Origin of the sequence: Aureimonas psammosilenae (assembly GCF_009176975.1) — a bacterium.
In the GTDB taxonomy this organism is placed as follows: Bacteria; Pseudomonadota; Alphaproteobacteria; order Rhizobiales; family Rhizobiaceae; genus Plantimonas; species Plantimonas psammosilenae.
In genome coordinates, this window is record NZ_WEZG01000009.1 from 19,789 (window position 1) to 34,715 (window position 14,927).

General features: G+C 66.2%; 11 protein-coding genes. 5 read left to right on the forward strand and 6 right to left on the reverse strand.

Annotation, left to right across the window (positions count from 1 at the left end):
- Positions 1–86: 86 nt before the first annotated feature.
- Positions 87–983, forward strand: a complete 897-nt coding sequence (locus F9929_RS15735) for a LysR family transcriptional regulator (RefSeq protein WP_152047546.1) — start codon at positions 87–89, stop codon at positions 981–983.
- A 10-nt stretch (positions 984–993) separates the two neighbouring features.
- Here F9929_RS15735 and F9929_RS15740 read toward each other — a convergent pair whose 3' ends face one another.
- The 6 genes from F9929_RS15740 to uxaC all read right to left on the reverse strand — a co-directional run bounded on the left by F9929_RS15740 (position 994) and on the right by uxaC (position 8,227).
- The gene (locus F9929_RS15740) at positions 994–2,460 is read right to left on the reverse strand and encodes a mannitol dehydrogenase family protein (protein ID WP_152047547.1); all 1,467 of its coding nucleotides are present in this window, start codon (positions 2,458–2,460) and stop codon (positions 994–996) included.
- Positions 2,461–2,470: 10 nt separating this feature from the next.
- Positions 2,471–3,316, reverse strand: a complete 846-nt coding sequence (locus F9929_RS15745; RefSeq protein WP_152047548.1) for an ABC transporter permease — start codon at positions 3,314–3,316, stop codon at positions 2,471–2,473.
- A 169-nt stretch (positions 3,317–3,485) separates the two neighbouring features.
- Positions 3,486–4,364: an ABC transporter permease gene (locus F9929_RS15750; RefSeq protein ID WP_152047678.1), complete on the reverse strand. Its 879-nt coding sequence runs from the start codon at positions 4,362–4,364 to the stop codon at positions 3,486–3,488.
- Positions 4,365–4,396: 32 nt separating this feature from the next.
- A complete protein-coding gene (locus F9929_RS15755; protein WP_152047549.1) occupies positions 4,397–5,503 on the reverse strand; it encodes an ABC transporter ATP-binding protein in 1,107 nt (368 codons plus the stop codon).
- Between the two features lie 98 nt (positions 5,504–5,601).
- On the reverse strand, positions 5,602–6,777 hold the full coding sequence (locus F9929_RS15760) for an ABC transporter substrate-binding protein (RefSeq protein WP_152047550.1): 1,176 nt from the start codon (positions 6,775–6,777) through the stop codon (positions 5,602–5,604).
- Positions 6,778–6,826: 49 nt separating this feature from the next.
- Positions 6,827–8,227 carry a glucuronate isomerase gene (gene uxaC / locus F9929_RS15765; RefSeq protein WP_152047551.1) on the reverse strand — a complete coding sequence of 467 codons (1,401 nt, stop codon included), beginning with the start codon at positions 8,225–8,227 and terminating at the stop codon, positions 6,827–6,829.
- Between the two features lie 109 nt (positions 8,228–8,336).
- Here uxaC and F9929_RS15770 point away from each other — a divergent pair, with 109 nt between their 5' ends.
- The 4 genes from F9929_RS15770 to F9929_RS15785 all read left to right on the forward strand — a co-directional run bounded on the left by F9929_RS15770 (position 8,337) and on the right by F9929_RS15785 (position 14,079).
- Positions 8,337–9,056, forward strand: a complete 720-nt coding sequence (locus tag F9929_RS15770) for a GntR family transcriptional regulator (protein ID WP_152047552.1) — start codon at positions 8,337–8,339, stop codon at positions 9,054–9,056.
- A gap of 24 nt (positions 9,057–9,080) precedes the next feature.
- Complete coding sequence (gene uxuA / locus F9929_RS15775) at positions 9,081–10,286, forward strand: mannonate dehydratase (protein WP_152047553.1); 1,206 nt, start codon at positions 9,081–9,083, stop codon at positions 10,284–10,286.
- Positions 10,287–10,447: 161 nt separating this feature from the next.
- Positions 10,448–11,752, forward strand: coding sequence for an MFS transporter (locus F9929_RS15780; protein WP_152047554.1), 1,305 nt, complete (start codon positions 10,448–10,450; stop codon positions 11,750–11,752).
- Between the two features lie 125 nt (positions 11,753–11,877).
- Positions 11,878–14,079: a putative bifunctional diguanylate cyclase/phosphodiesterase gene (locus F9929_RS15785; RefSeq protein ID WP_152047555.1), complete on the forward strand. Its 2,202-nt coding sequence runs from the start codon at positions 11,878–11,880 to the stop codon at positions 14,077–14,079.
- Positions 14,080–14,927: the final 848 nt, after the last annotated feature.

The following is a 14,927-nucleotide window of genomic DNA, read 5'->3' on the forward strand; positions in this document are numbered from 1 at the left end:
CTGTTGCCGTAAGAGCTATTGGTATTGCATTAATGCAACGCGACGATTGCGACGGCGCGCAATGATCCGACGCGCAGGAGAGCGACGTGGCGACCCCATTCGACAAGCTGAGCTGGGACGACTTCCGTCTCCTGCGCGCCGTCGCGGACGCCGCCTCGCTGCCGCTGGCGGCGGAACGTCTGGGGATCAACCATTCCACCGTCTTCCGCCGGCTTCGCCAGATCGAGGAAGTGCTCGGCTTCGCTTTATTCGAGCGCGACCGCGCCAAACTCGCCGTGACGGGGGCGGGCGACGCCGTGATCTCGCTGGCCAGGCGGATCGGCGAGGACATCGACCGCGTGGCGCTGGAATGCGCCGGCCGCGAACCCGAGCCCGAAGGCGAGGTGCGCGTGGCGACCAACGACTCGCTTCTGATCCACCTCCTGACGCCGATCTTCGCCGAGTTCCAGAAGGCATGCCCGCGCATCCGGCTGGATGTCGTGATCGGCAATCCGGCCACCAACCTGTCGCGGCGGGACGCCGATATCGCGATCCGCGCCACCGATCAGCCGCCCGACACGCTGGTCGGACGCAAGGTCGCGCGCATCGCCTGGGCGCTCTACGGACGGCGAGGGGAAACGAACATCGAAGGCCAGAACTGGGTGGCGCTTGGCGAGAGCCTCGGCTCCATGCAGGTCGTCAAGCACGCGCTCGGTCATGCCGGGCCGAACGGCCCCGCTTATCGCGTCAACTCTGTGCTGGGTCTTGGCGAGGCGGTTGAAGCGGGCCTCGGTCTCGGCCATCTGCCCTGCTTCATCGGCGACAAGCGGCCGGGCCTCGAACGGCTCGGCGCGCCGGAACCAGCCTTTGCCGCCGATCTCTGGTTCCTGACCCATGCCGACCTTCGCCGCACGCCCCGGATCAGGATGCTGCTCGACTTTCTGGCAAAGGAGATCGCCGGGCAGCGAGGCCTGATCGAAGGCGAACGGCCAGCCGCTCCTTGATCCGACGTTTTCAGCCTTCCGGGAACCGGGCGACCGTTTGGGCCGCCCCTTGCGCCAGAAGCTGTTCCAGCCCCCGCTCCACCGCCGCGCGGAACGGTTGCGACAATGGCAGGTCGCGGCCGAAGACCGTCTCGAAGCGGAGGCATGCGTCGAGGAGTTCGGTCGGTGTGGTGCACCCGTTCGTCGCCTCGGCGAGATCCTTGGCCAAGGGGTCGCGCACGTCGATCGCGTTCCCCTTTTCATCGACGCCTCGCACATAGACCATCCAGGCCGCGACGCCGAGCGCCAAGCGATCGAAGGGCTGGTTCGCGGCCAAGCGGTCGCGGATGGTGCCAAGGAGGCGCTGCGGCAGCTTCTGCGAGCCGTCCATGGCGATCTGCCAAGTGCGGTGCCGGAGCGCCGGGTTGCGGAAGCGCGCGAGAAGCTGGTCGCGATAAGCGGAAAGGTCGAAGCCGGGCAGGGGAGCGAGCGTCGGAGAAGCCTCGTCCCGCATCAGGCCGCGCAGCAGGGCCTCGAAGCCGGGCGCGCCCATCGCGTCGGCCACCGTCTCATGGCCCGCGAGATAGCCGAGATAGGCGAGCGTCGAATGCGAGCCGTTCAGAAGGCGCAGCTTCATCAGCTCGAACGGCTCGACATCCTCCACGAAGGTGGCATTCCAATCGGGCCGCCCGCCGGGAAAACGGTCCTCGATCACCCATTGCGTGAAGGGCTCGGCCATCACCGGCCATGCATCCTCCATTCGGAGAGCCTTTGCCACGAGCGCGCGGTCGGCATCCGTGGTCGCCGGCACGATGCGGTCGACCATGGTGGACGGAAAGGAAACCTCTTCCTCAATGAGGCGCCCGAGCGCTGGATCGCGCAAAGCGGCAAAGCGCGCCACGACGCGTTGGACGGTTCGGCCGTTGGCCGGCAGGTTGTCGCAGGACAGAACGGTGAAGGGGGGAACGCCCTTCTCGCGGCGTCGCGCCAGCGCTTCCACGAGGAAGCCGACCGCGCTTTTCGGACGGTTCGGCTGGCCGAGATCGTGCCGGATGTCGGGATGCGCCTCGTCGAGTTCGCCCGTCGCCGGATGGTGGCAATAGCCCTTCTCGGTGACGGTGAGGGAGATGATGCGCGTGTCCGCCGCGCTCATGCGGGCAAGCACGGCTTCCGGGTCTTGCGGCGCGACGAGGCATTCGAGGATCGAGCCGATCGCCCGGAAGCGGTCGCCCGAGCCGTCGCGAATGCTCAGCGTATAAAGCCCGTCCTGCGGCTCCAGCGCGTCGCGCGTGTCGGGGCTTCGCAAGGATACGCCGGAGATGCCCCAGGACAGGTCGCCCTTCGAAAGGACATCCTCCGTGTAGACGGCCTGATGCGCCCGGTGAAAAGCGCCGAGGCCGAGATGGACGATGCCGATCCGCGCCTCCGCGCGCCGGTAGCCGGGGCGCTCCACCTCTGGGGAAAGCTCGGAAAGCGTGGCGTCGGACAGGCGTGTCATGCGGAAAGCCTCAATGCGCCGGCTGGGATTGCTTGGCCCGCGCCACGATCTGCGTCGGGTTGACGAAGCGAAGCGCCAGAACGAGCCAGAACAGGGTCGTCACCATGTAGACCACGGCCATCGCGTCGATCGACTGCGAAGCGCGCACGCCGGACGCGAAGACGGCGTAGTAGAGCGACACGACAAGCGTCTGGCTGGTGGGGCCGGCGACAAGGAATGTCAGCTCGAACATGGCGATGGTGCGAACCAGCACGAGAAGCAGCGCCGCGAGCATGCCGGGAAGAAGAAGCGGCAGAAGGATGCGCGTGAAGAGGCTGGTGGTGCCCGCCCCGAAGACGCGCGCGGCGGCTTCCACGCGCGGATCGATCTGCTCGATGAAGGGGATCATCACCAGAACCACGAAGGGTATCGAGGGCACGAGGTTGATGATGACGACCCCGGAGAAGGAGCCGCCGAGCCCGACCTGATAAAGCAGGGTCGCCAGCGGAATGCCGTAGGTGAGGGGCGGCACGAGGAGCGGCAGAAGAAACAGGAGGATCGCGAAGCGCTTGCCCGGAAAATCGCGCCGCGCCAGCGCATAGGCCGTGGTGATGCCGATGAGGCCCGACAGGAGCGTGACGAGGAACACGATCTGGAAGGTGGTGATGAGGACTTCGGTCAACTGGAACTCGCGCCAGGCGGCGAAGTACCAGCGCGTCGTCCAGGCGAGCGGCAGCACCGTGCCGAGCCAGCGCGTCGCCAGCGAGTTCGTCACCACCGCGGCGATGACGCCGAGAAGGTTGAGGACGAAGAGGATGGTGACGCCCCAAACGGCGGCGCGCCAGAGTTTCGAGCCGATGCCACGGTCGCGGATCATGTTGGAAGAGTCCTTCCGAAGGTTCGGGCGGGTCGGTCCATTGGAGCTTTTCCGTCGTCGCGTCGTTGCCAATCCTCGCCGATGCCGCCGGCATCGACTGCGTTTGGCGCCTCGCGAGCGCCAAAAAATCTCTCAACGGCCCTCCGCCGCCGAACCTCCGGAAGGACTCTCACCCCTTCGTGCCGCCGGCCGGGCCGCGATAGAACAGGCCGCGAAGGCCGAGCACCGCCAGAACGACGGCGAGCTGGACGACGCCCATGATGATGGCGATCGCCGAGCCGAGCGAGTGGTTGTATTCCTCGAAGGCGGCCGAATAGGCGGCGATCGAGATGACGCGCGTCGGGCCGGCCGGCGCGCCGAGAAGCACGGCCGACGGAAACACCGCAAAGGCCTGCACGAAGGCGAGGCAGAAGGTGACGGCGAGGCCGGGAACCAGAAGCGGCAGGAAGATGCGAGTGAACCGCCGCCTCGCATCGGCGCCGAGCGTCGCGGCCGCATGTTCGATCGCCGGATCGATGCCGCTGACATAGGACAGCGTCAGGAGAAACGCGAAGGGAAAGCCGGTGATAAGAAGCGAAGCGAAGACGCCCCAGTAGTTGTTGGTGAGGCGCAGAGGCGTCTCGATCAGGCCGATGAAGACGAGCGCCTGGTTGAACCAGCCGCGAGGCCCGAGGAAGTTCAGAAGCCCTTCGGCGACGAGCACCGTGCCGAGCGTGATCGGCAGGACGAGGAGGGTCGTCAGAAGGCGCTGGCGCCGCATCAGCCTCACGCGGAAGGCGATCGGAACGGCGAGCGCGAGGTTGACGATCGTCACCGGCAAAGCGAGCCAGAGCGTGGCGAAGATCGTGTTGTAGAGAAACGGGTCTGAAAAGAAGCGGCGATAGTTCTCGTACCACGCGCCCGTCGCCGGCGTGATCGAGTCCACGACGCCATAAAGGAACGGGTAGACGAACAAGGCCAGGACGGCGACGAGCCCCGGCAGGATCAGAAGCGTCGTGCCGTCGAAGCCTCGCGCCGCAAGACGCGTGCGCAGCGAGGGCCGGCGCATCGCGCGCGGCGCGGCGGAGAGGGCGAGGTCGCTCATTGGCCCGCGCCCTCGAAGACGAGGGTGCGCGCCGGGTCGACGCGCAAGGTCGCTTCCTGTCCCGCCGGCAGGGACGTGTCGGCGCGGAAATAGGCCACGGTGCCGTCGGCCAGCGTCGCCGAGCCGAACCAGGCGCGGCCGCGATATTCGATCGAGCGCACGGTGGCCGGGATGCCTTCGCCGCCGGAAGGCGATGCGACGAGATCCTCCGGCCGCACCGAGATGGAGACCGCCGTGCCGGGCTTGTGGCCGACGGCTCCCGGCAGCGCCAAGTGACCGCCGGCGGCCTCGACGGTTCCCCGATCGTCGAGAACGCGCGCCCCGATCCGCGTGCGGAAGCCCATGAAATCGGCGACATCCACATGGTTCGGGCGCTCGTAGAGGTCTTCCGGCGTGCCGACCTGCCGGATCAGGCCGTTCGACATCACGACGATGCGGTCGGCGAGCGACAGGGCCTCGTCCTGGTCGTGCGTGACATAGATGGTGGTGGAGCCGATTGCCTCGTGGATCGCGCGGATTTCGGCGCGCATTTCAAGGCGCAGCTTGGCGTCGAGATTGGACAAGGGCTCGTCCATCAGAACGAGCGGCGGGCGGATCACGATGGCCCGCGCGATGGCGACGCGCTGCTGCTGGCCGCCCGACAACTGGCCGGGCAGCTTGTCGCCTTGCGAGCGCAGGCGCACGAGATCGAGCGCGGCGTCGATGCGCCCTTCGGCCTCGGCGCGCGGTACGCCCTGCATGGCGAGGCCGAAACCGACATTCTTGCGGATCGTCATATGCGGAAACAGCGCATAGGACTGGAATACCATGCCGAAGCCGCGCTCTTCGGGGGCGAGTTCATGGATGGGGCGCCCGTCGAGCCGGATCTCGCCGCCGGTGAGCGGCAGAAGGCCGGCGATGCAGTTCAGCGCCGTGGACTTGCCGCAGCCCGACGGCCCCAGAAGCGCGATGAACTCGCCGCGCTCGACGGTGAGGTCGATGCCGGCCAGCGCGCGATAGGAACCGAAAGCGCGCTGAAGATCGACGAGTTCCAGCCGTCCGCCGCCGGCCTTGGGAAGGCTGGCGCGACCGGCGGTCCGAGCTTGCGGGGAATGAGCGTTCATCTCGGGAAGGCTCCGGATCGAGACGGAAAGGCCGGCGGCGAGCGCGGCGGAGGTGGAGCGGCGGCCGAAACGAACCGGCCGCCGGAAGATGAAGCGGCTCAGCCCTTCTTGGCGCCGATCCGCTCGTCCCAGATGCGGAAGGCCGCGACCAGCTTGTCGGCGGCGAGCGGGGTTTCCAACGGGTTGTTGGCGATCCACTCCTCGTATTGCGGACGGCCGAACTCCTCGATCGCCGCGCGGCTTTCTTCCGGCGCCATCGACAAGGGCACGTCCTTCACGGCGGGGCCCGGATAGAAATAGCCCTGGTCGTAGGCATAGGCCTGGGACTCAGGGGTCAGCATGAAGTTCATGAGGTCGAGAAGCACGGCGAGCTTTTCTTCCGAAACACCCTTCGGCACCACCATGTAATGGGCGTCCGTGACCCAATGGAAACCGGCGAGCGTGCCGACCTCGGCTTCCGCCGGCACGGTGCCGAGAACGCGCGGATTGATGTCCCAGCCCGTGGTGGTGATGACGATGTCGCGCGTGCCTTCGCCGAACTCGCGCATGGTCTGCGTGGTGCCGGACGCATAGTATTCGATGTTCTGGCCCAGTTCCTCCAGATAAGCCCAGGTCTTGTCCCAGCCCTTTTCGGGGTCGCGCGGATCGCTATCCTTCAGGAGATAAGGAAGGCCCATCAGGAAGGTGCGGCCCGGCCCCGAATTGGCGGGGCGGGCGTAAACGAACTTGTTCTTGTTGGCTTTCGTCCAGGCCAGAAGCTCCTCGGCGGTCTTCGGCGGAGTCGGCACCCGGTCGGGCATGTATTCGATCAGCGGGCCGGAAGGATAATAGGACACGACGACGCCGTGCTCCTTGGCCATTGCCTGCATCTTGAAGGCCTGCGGGATGTAGATGCTTTCGAGATTCGGCAGATCGGCCTTGTAGGGCGAAAGGTCGGTCCAGATACCCTGGTCGAGGCCGGCCGAAAGCGCGTCCGTGCCGGTGAGGACGAGGTCGATATCGACGCGGCCCGCCGCCTGCTGGGCGCGCAGCTTGCCGGGAAGCTCGGGCGCAGGGGCCTTGGTGAAGGCGATGCGGCTTGCCATTTCCGGCCGCGCCGCCGTGTAGCGCTCCATCGCCGCCTGCGTCAGCGCGAGGTTGCCAGCGACATCGGCCACCGTGATCGTGACCGGGCTGGCGGGTTTGGCCAACGCCGCGAAAGCCTTGCCGCCGAAGAGCGACATGCCGGCGGCCGCTGCCGTCGTTCCCATGAAACGTCTGCGGGTGAACTGCATGGTGGTGATCCTCCCAGATCGTGCCGGCTTCGACGCGCCGGCGTCCCGTTCAAAGTCGATAGGCTTCTTTCGCCAGACGATAGGCGAGGTCGTGGGCGAGGTCGTGCGCCTCGTCCTCGTCCAGCCTTCCGTCGCAGACGAGGCGGGCAAGAAAGGCGCAGTCGACGCGCCGCGCCATGTCGTGGCGGGCGGGGATCGACAGAAAAGCGCGCGTGTCGTCGTTGAAGCCGACCGTGTTGTAGAAGCCGGCGGTTTCCGTCACCGCTTCGCGGAAGCGGCGCATCCCTTCCGGGCTGTCGAAGAACCACCAGGGCGGGCCGAGCCGGAGCGCCGGATAATGGCCGGCGAGCGGGGCGAGTTCGCGCCCATAGCTCGTTTCGTCCAGCGTGAAGAGGATCACCGTCACCGTCGGATCGTTGCCGACCGCCGCGAGCAGCGGGCGCAACGCTTCCACGTAGTCGGTGGGGCCTGGAATGTCGGCGCCCTTGTCGAAACCGAAGCGCTCGAAGACGTTCCGATTGTGGTTGCGGCGGGAGCCCGGATGGATCTGCATCACGAGCCCGTCGTCGCGGCTCATGCGCGCCATCTCGGTCAGCATCTGGCCGCGGAACAGTTCGTTCTCGGTCGGACTCGACGTGCCTGCCCGCACCTTGTCGAACAGCACCGAGGCGTCCGTTTGGCCGAGATCCGCGGTGAGGGCCGAAGGGTGGCCGTGGTCGGTGGCGGTCGCGCCCTCAGCTTTGAAGAAGGCCCGGCGCGCCCGGTGCGCTTTAAGATAGCCGGCGAAGGTCTCGGGCTCGCCGGTCAGGGCGAAGAGCTTGGCAAGGGCGTCCGCGAAACCCGGACGGTCCGGGTCCACCACGGCGTCCGGCCTGTAGGTCGGCAAAATGCGGCCACGCCAGCCGCTGTCGCGGATCGCCCGGTGGTGGGAAAGATCGTCCAGCGCCGAGTCCGTGGTGGCGATCGCCTCAATGTTGAAGCGCTCGTAAAGGGCGCGCGGGCGCATGTCGTCGCCCGTCAACCGTTCGGCGATCCGGTCGTAGAGCGCATCGGCATTGGCGGGCGACAGGCGCTCCTCCATGCCGAAGACGTTCGAGAGCGAATGCTCGAACCAAAGGCGGGAAGGCGTGCCCCGAAACAGGTGGAAGTTCTCGGCGAGACACCGCCAGATTGCGCGCCCATCCGTTTCCACCGGACCGCCATCGGTGCGCGGAACGCCGAGCGATTCCAGCGGAACCCCGCGCGAATACAACATGCGGAAGATGTAGTGGTCGGGGATCACGAACAGGCTGGCGGGATCGGGAAAGCGCTCGTTCGAAGCGTACCAGGACGGCTCGGTGTGCCCGTGCGGCGACAGGATCGGCAGGCTCTCGACGCTCGCGAACAAGCGCTTGGCGACGCCCCGTGCATTGGGTTCGATCGGCAGCAGCCGGTCTGGATCGAGTGCCATGAAGCCTCCTTCGACCGATATTCGCATCGCGAACCTTCCCACCGGCCTTGGCACGATCTAGTCGCTAGTATACTAGCATGTCAACTGCGCAAAAGGATGCCGGAAAGCGATGTCGTCTGAGGCCTTTCCCGATACGGCGATCGCCACGATGTCGCGGAACCACGCGCCGGCCCGCCGCATCACCTCCGCCACCCAGATCTTCGAGGCGCTGAAGGCCGAGATCGTCGCGGCGCGGTTGGAGCCCGGAACGCCCTTGACGGATCGAACGCTGGTGGAGCGCTTCGGCGTCAGTCGGACGCCGGTGCGCGAAGCCCTGATCCGCCTCGCCGAAATCGGCCTCGTGGACGTGCGGCCGCAATTCGGCACCTTCGTTTCGCGCGTGCCCGTCAACGCCATTCCGGAAGCGGTGCTCGTTCGAAAGGCCTTGGAAGGCATCACGGTGGAGAAGGCTGCCGAGATGGCTGCGCCGGAAAGGCTGGACGCGCTGGAACTCACCGTCAGGCGCCAGAAGGCCGCTGCCGCCGTTCAGGACAAGGACGCCTTTCACGAGGCCGACGAAGCGTTCCATGCGCGCATCGCCGATCTCGCCGGTCATCCCGGCATCTGGACCCTCCTCGCCCAGGTGAAGGTGCAGATCGACCGGGCGCGGCGCCTGACCCTGCCCGTTCTCGGCCGGATGGAGCAGGTGATCGGCGAGCACGAAACCATTCTGGCCTGTATCGCGAAGAACGACGCGATGGGGGCGAAGAATGCGATGATGGTCCATCTCGGCGCGGTGATTCCCGACGTCGCCGAATTGAAGGGCCGTTATCCCAACTATTTCGTTTGAGATTTCGGGGGGAGGAGCCAAGCGATGCGTCAAGGCTGGAGATGGTTCGGGCCGAACGCGCCGGTCACGCTGGACGAGGTGCGCCAGGTCGGGGCGACCGACGTCGTGTCCGCGCTTCACGAGGAGCCGATCGGCGCGGTCTGGACGCGCGAAGCGGTGGAAGCGCGGCGCGAGATGATCGAGACCACGGCGCCCGGCCGCGTGCCGCTTGCCTGGTCGGTGGTGGAAAGCATTCCGATCCCCGACGCGGTGAAGCGCACCGGGGGCGCGGCGCGTCACGAGATCGAGGCCTGGATCGCCAGTCTCGAAAATGTCGGCCGCGCCGGCATCAAGATCGTCTGCTACAATTTCATGCCCGTGGTGGACTGGTGCCGCACCGAGCTCGATCATGTGATCGACACGGGCGCGACGGCGATGCGCTTCGACTTCGACACCTTCGCCGCCTTCGAGCTGTTCATTCTCCAGCGCCCCGCCGCGCAGAAGGATTACACGCTGCCTGAGCAGGCCCGCGCCAAGGCCGCCTTCGAGGCGATGGGCGAGGGGGATATCGCCGATCTGACGCGCAACATCGTGAGCGCCCTGCCGGGCTCCACCACCGAGCCGATGACGATCCCCGGCTTTCGCGACAAGCTCGACCAGTATCGCGACGTCGACGCTGCCCGCCTGCGCCGCCACCTCGTGGAGTTCCTGGAAGCCGTGACGCCGGCGGCGGAAAGCGTCGGCGTCAAGCTGACGCTTCATCCCGACGACCCGCCGCGCCCGCTCTTCGGCCTGCCGCGCGTCGCCTCGACGGGCGAGGATTACGCCGCGCTGTTCGATGCCGTACCTTCGCCGGCCAACGGCATGTGTTTCTGCACGGGCAGTCTCGGCGTTCGCACCGACAACGACCTGCCGGCGATCGCCCGCCGTTTCGCCTCGCGCATCCATTTCGCGCACCTGCGCAACACGCGGCGCGAAGCGGACCCCCGGACCTTCCATGAATCGGCCCATCTCGACGGCGACACGGACATGGTCGCGGTGCTTCGCGAACTCGTCGCCGAGGACCGGCGGCGCGAAAGCGGCGAGACGATCGTGTTCCGCTCCGACCACGGACACCGGATGCTGGACGACCTCAACAAGGTCGTGACGCCCGGCTATCCGGCCGCCGGCCGGATGCGCGGTCTCGCCGAGCTTCGCGGCGTTCTTCACGCGCTCGGCCATCCGCCTGAAGCACCCTGCGCTTCCGCTTAAGGCGCGCTCGAAGGGAAGGGGGTTCCGGCCTCCCTCCACCCTTCGGGGTTTGGTTGCCGGTCATCGCCGACGGGTATATGCCCGGCGGATGAAGTCGCGATAACGTCTTCCCGTCCTCTTCCGTAAGGGGAAGACGTTCCGGCCGATCGAACGAGACTGCGATGACCAAGCTTCGCGCCGCTACCCGCTTCCACCGCGCCCATCCGGCCATCCTCGTTGTCGGAGTGACCTTCTTCGCGCTTCTTTTCTCGGCGGGCCTGCGCTCGGCGCCGGGCGTCATGATGATGCCCTTGGAAGCGAGCTTCGGCTGGGATCGTGCGACGATCTCCTTTTCCGCCGCGCTCGGCATTCTGCTTTACGGCCTCGTCGGCCCCTTCGCCGCAGCCCTGATGCTGAGCTTCGGCATCAAGCGCACCATGCTGGCCGGGCTGGCGCTGATGGCCGTCTCGACCTTCGCCAGCCAATGGATGACCGCGCCCTGGCATTATGTCCTCACCTGGGGCGTCCTGTCGGGGATCGGGTCGGGGGCGGTCGCTTCCGTTCTCGGCGCGGCGGTGGTCAACCGCTGGTTCGCCACGCGCCAGGGCCTCGCCATGGGGCTGCTTAGCGCCAGCACGGCGACCGGCGCCCTGGTGTTCCTGCCCTTTCTGGCATGGCTGACGGCGGGCGGCGCGTGGAAGCCGGTGGCGCTGGCGGTGAGTCTCGGCTGCGCCGCGCTTATCCCGGTGGTCGCCCTTCTGGTTCCCGAGCGCCCCGAAGAGCGCGGCACGCGTCGCTTCGGCGAAGCGGCCGATACGCCGCCGGCTCCGCCGATGAAACAGGCGGCAACCCCCTGGCTCGCGATCGAGGCGCTCGGCCGCGCGTCGCGCCAGCCCGTGTTCTGGCTTCTGGCGGGAACGTTCTTCGTGTGCGGCCTCACCACCAACGGGCTCGTCGGCACGCATATGATCGCCTTTTGCGGCGATCACGGCATCGAGCAGGTCGCCGCCGCCGGCCTTCTTTCGCTGATGGGCTTCTTCGACCTCATCGGCACCACCGCTTCCGGCTGGCTGACCGACCGCTACGATCCGCGCCGGTTGCTCGCCATGTATTACGGGCTGCGCGGCCTGTCCCTGCTGGCGCTGCCCTTCATCGACTTCGGGCCCGTGAGCCTCACGATCTTCGCCATCTTCTACGGCCTCGACTGGATCGCGACGGTGCCGCCGACCGTGAAGCTTTCGAACCAGTCCTTCGGTGAACGGGACGGGCCGATCATCTTCGGCTGGGTGCTGGTCGCCCACCAGATGGGCGCCGCCCTTGCGGCCTTCGGCGCGGGCGTCATCCGCGAACAGGTCGGCACCTATACGCCCGCCTTCGTGGTAGCGGGCATCTTCGCCGTTCTCGCCTCGCTGGTTTTCGTGGTGGGTTTCGATCGCCGCGATCCGACCCATGCCGGGCGATCGAAAGCGCTGGCTCCCGCCGCGTGAGGGATCACCGATGAAATCTGCCGTATCGTCGCCGGCCCTCTTCATCGGCTGCGCAGGAAATATTTCTTAAACTCAATCGCTTATCGTCGCGGCAGTTGCCTCTCACGCCATGCCGCATGCCGACGATGTTGACATTTCCTGACGCTGCCGAACGTCACAGACTGAACGTCCTGGGCTCCTACGAAGTCCTCGACACCGCAGCCGAGCCCGAATTCGATCGGCTGGTCCAACTGGCGGCTGACATCTTCAAGGCTCCCATCGCGCTCGTGTCGCTGGTGGCCGAGCATCGGCAGTTCTTCAAGGCGCGCGTGGGATTGCCGGTCTGCGAAACGGCGCGGGACGTTTCCTTTTGCCAACATGCGATGACGGGCGAGGACGTCTTCGTCATCCCCGACGCGCGAAAGGACCCTCGCTTTCGCGACAACGGCCTCGTGACCGGCGCGCCCTTCATCCGCTTCTATGCGGGCGCGCCGCTGCGCTCGGTGGAAGGCGACGCGCTCGGCAGCTTCTGCATCATCGATCGCGAGCCTCGGGAAGAGTTCTCGGCGCGAGAGGCGCGCATCCTCGGCGATCTCGCCGGGCTCGTCATGGAACTTCTGGAAAGCCGCCGCCAAGCCGTGATCGCCGCCGGCGCCCGCAATCGCTTGCAAAGCATCGCGTCGACGTCGCCGGACGCGATCATCACCGCCGATGCCACCAACACCATCATCTCCTGGAATGCGGCGGCCGAGCGGATGTTCGGTTACGACGTGGAAGAGATCATCGGCCAGTCCTTGAACCTCATCGTGCCGCCCGCCAGCCGCGATTCTCATCGCGCGGGCCTTGCGCGCGTCGCCTCCGGCGAAGCGCCCCGGTTGATCGGGCGAAAGGTCGAAGTGACCGCCGTCCGGCGCGACGGCACCGAGTTTCCGATCGAACTCTCCCTGTCGCGCTGGCTGGAGGACGGGGAACAGCGCTTCGGCGGCATCATCCGCGACATCACCGAACGGCATGAGGCGGAGCAGTTGCTGCGGACCGCGGCGATCATGGACGCGCTGACGGGGCTGGCCAACCGCGCCCACCTCAACGAGCGCCTTGCCCACTGGTGTTGCCCGGACCGGCGGGCCACGGTGCTGTTGATCGATCTGGACGGCTTCAAGGAGGTGAACGACACGCTCGGTCACGCCGCGGGCGATCTGGTTCTGGTGGAAGTCGCCGCGCGGCTTCGGGCCTGCGTCGGGCCCGAGAATTTCATCGGGCGGCTCGGCGGCGACGAATTCGTTGTTCTGATCGAAGGCTCCGCCGACCCTCTGAAAGGGTATCGCCTGGGCGAGGCGATCATCGATGCTCTGGAGATCGCGATCAACGTCGCGGGCTCGCTCGTGTCCATCAGCGCGAGCATCGGCATCGCTTGTTCGGGCGAACAGGAAAAGGATGCCGACACGCTTCTCGGCGAAGCCGATCTCGCCCTCTACAAGGCGAAACGGGACGGCCGGGGACGCACTTGCCTTTTCACCAGCGATCTCCGCCAGGCCGTCATCGCCAAGGGTCTTGCGCGAACCGAACTTGCCCATGCGTGGCAAACGCGCGCCTTCGAGCTTTACTACCAGCCGCAGGTCGAACTGGAGGAAGGCATCCTGATCGGCGCCGAAGCGCTCCTGCGCTGGAACCATCCGACACGGGGCGTCCTCGCCCCCGGCGCTTTTCTGTCCATGCTGGAAAGCGACGCGGTGGCCCTTCCGGTCGGCCGCTGGATCATCGAAACGGCCTGCCGGCAGGCGGCGGAATGGCGCCGGGAGGTCCATCCCTGCTTCCGCGTGGCGGTCAACCTCTTCGCCGTTCAGTTCAAGTCCGGGGACCTTCCCGACATCGTGGCGGGGGCGCTCAGCGAGTGCGGCCTCTGCGGGTCGGCCCTGGAACTCGAGATCACCGAAAACACCATCCTGCAATCGGACGAGCGCATCCTCGATCAGCTTCGCCGCCTGCGCGACATGGGCGTCGCCATCGCCTTCGACGATTTCGGAACCGGCTTCGCTTCGCTCAGCATGCTGCGGGATTATCCCGTGTCGCGCATCAAGATCGACCGCTCCTTCGTCAGCGGGTGCGATGTCAGCGAGCGCGACCGCGCCATCACCCAGGCGCTGATCCAGATGGCCGACGGTCTCGACCTGAAGGTCATCGCCGAAGGGATCGAGACCGGCGACGATCATCACATCATGCGCGAGCAGGGATGCGACGACGGCCAGGGCTATCTCTACGGCCGCCCGATGCCCGCCGCCGAGTTCCTGCGCCGACACCTGGAAACCGCGCCGGGAGCCTGCCACGACCTGCGAATGGCGGTGCGCTAGGCGTTCGTCAGCGCCGACCGATCGCGAGGCCCAGGCCCGCGTGGCGCTCTCCTTGATGAGACCCGCACCATAACCGCAGCCCCAACCGATGTGACGACGTTCATTTCGGGGCGACCGAGCAAGAGAAGTTCACGGCGGCTTGGGTCGCGACACTGACAACGACAGCCGAGTTCGTCGCCAATGTGCCGCTTGCCATCGGGGCGTCTGCGATGGCCCTTATGATGGTCTGGAGAGGCGCAGCCTGACTCCCTCGGGTCATCGGGCGTGGCATGGCCAATGGCAGTGTTGAACTGTCCTGTTGAACAGGATGTTCCCACCAAACCCTTGCTGCGGCTTAACTCTTTGGCTTCCCTAACGAATCAGGTGAATTGGTGCCCAGGAAAGGATTGCGCCTTAAGCAGGTCACGATCAACGAAAACAATGCCTTAGAAGCTGCTATTCTCTGAGCTGTGTATCACTCCCGTGGTTCAATGTCACCCTGCGAGATGGAAGTTGGTACCAGAGAAAACGGGAGAAATCGGATTAAAAAATTCGGGTGCGGGTCGGGTGACTAAGTGGTTGTGAAAAGGGAACTCTTTATGCCGAGTTGGAAAAACCGGAAGCTTGCGTTTCCATAATTCAGGGGACGGTGACAAGAAATCGAGCGGAATCGGCACCGTCGCCACGCCAACAGCAGCCCCGCTTCGTCTTCCGCGCCATACGTTCGATTCCCCCCAATCTGGTGGCTTGGGATGGCATTAGCACCCAATGGCCCGCAGCAGTTCAAGCCGTGCTTCGACCTTGAAGCCTTCTGAGAAGATCGCGATGTCGAGCTCTTGGGCGATGTGTGTGATGCCCTCAAGGCAGCC

Excerpts from the sequence above, each read along its gene's own strand:
- F9929_RS15760 (WP_152047550.1), bottom strand. The coding sequence starts at position 6,777 with ATGCAGTTCACCCGCAGACGTTTCATGGGAACGACGGCAGCGGCCGCC.
- uxuA (WP_152047553.1), top strand. The coding sequence starts at position 9,081 with ATGCGTCAAGGCTGGAGATGGTTCGGGCCGAACGCGCCGGTCACGCTG.
- F9929_RS15750 (WP_152047678.1), bottom strand. The coding sequence starts at position 4,364 with ATGCGCCGGCCCTCGCTGCGCACGCGTCTTGCGGCGCGAGGCTTCGAC.
- F9929_RS15770 (WP_152047552.1), top strand. The coding sequence starts at position 8,337 with ATGTCGTCTGAGGCCTTTCCCGATACGGCGATCGCCACGATGTCGCGG.
- F9929_RS15755 (WP_152047549.1), bottom strand. The coding sequence starts at position 5,503 with ATGAACGCTCATTCCCCGCAAGCTCGGACCGCCGGTCGCGCCAGCCTT.
- uxaC (WP_152047551.1), bottom strand. The coding sequence starts at position 8,227 with ATGGCACTCGATCCAGACCGGCTGCTGCCGATCGAACCCAATGCACGG.
- F9929_RS15740 (WP_152047547.1), bottom strand. The coding sequence starts at position 2,460 with ATGACACGCCTGTCCGACGCCACGCTTTCCGAGCTTTCCCCAGAGGTG.
- F9929_RS15780 (WP_152047554.1), top strand. The coding sequence starts at position 10,448 with ATGACCAAGCTTCGCGCCGCTACCCGCTTCCACCGCGCCCATCCGGCC.
- F9929_RS15745 (WP_152047548.1), bottom strand. The coding sequence starts at position 3,316 with ATGATCCGCGACCGTGGCATCGGCTCGAAACTCTGGCGCGCCGCCGTT.
- F9929_RS15785 (WP_152047555.1), top strand. The coding sequence starts at position 11,878 with ATGTTGACATTTCCTGACGCTGCCGAACGTCACAGACTGAACGTCCTG.